The following is a 671-nucleotide window of genomic DNA, read 5'->3' on the forward strand; positions in this document are numbered from 1 at the left end:
CCACCCGAAAGCTTGGTGCCGGGGCTGTTGCGGCGCTCATAGAGATTGGGGAAGAGCTCGTAAATCTCGTCGAGTGACATGGCTCCGCTGCCCTTGCCGACTACGGGCGGCAGCAGCAGATTTTCATGCACGTTGAGCGTTGCAAAGATTCCGCGTTCTTCCGGCACGAAGCCAAGGCCAGTGCGCGCTATGCGATGCAGCGGCACGCGCAGAATGTCTTTGCCATCAAGCGTGATGGTGCCGGTCCGCTTGCGGATGATGCCCATGATCGCGCGCAGCGTTGTGGTTTTGCCGACGCCATTGCGACCCAGAAGCGTAATGGTTTCACCGGGCCAGAGATCGAGATCGACGCCGTGCAGCGCATGGCTTTCGCCATACCAGGCATTGAGCCCGCGCACTGAGAGCAGGGGTTGGCCTCTATTCATGTTCGGTTCCCATATAAGCAGTGCGGACGCGCTCGTCTTGTGCGACGGTGGCATAATTGCCCGATGCGAGAATTTCGCCGCGTTGCAGCACCGTGACGTGATGGGCGATGTCGGCCACCACTTTGAGATTGTGTTCGACCATCAGCACCGCACGATCTTTTGCTACATCGGTGATGAGGGCGGCAATGATGTGCACGTCTTCGTGCCCCATGCCTGCCATTGGCTCATCAAGCAGCAGCACTTTCG

Annotated in this window: 2 protein-coding genes; both read right to left on the reverse strand. The window is 59.0% G+C overall.

The genetic code is table 11. The annotated features are described in order from the left end of the window. The coding region (locus tag QSJ70_RS27345) for an ABC transporter ATP-binding protein (RefSeq protein ID WP_285541359.1) at positions 1 to 425 on the reverse strand (425 nt) is incomplete at its 3' end. Beyond that, positions 418 to 671: ABC transporter ATP-binding protein C-terminal domain-containing protein (locus QSJ70_RS27350; RefSeq protein ID WP_502871730.1), on the reverse strand; the 254-nt coding region annotated here is incomplete at its 5' end. The genes QSJ70_RS27345 and QSJ70_RS27350, both read right to left, overlap by 8 nt.

It is taken from the genome of Brucella sp. NBRC 12950 (genome assembly GCF_030268145.1).
In the GTDB taxonomy this organism is placed as follows: domain Bacteria; phylum Pseudomonadota; class Alphaproteobacteria; order Rhizobiales; family Rhizobiaceae; genus Brucella.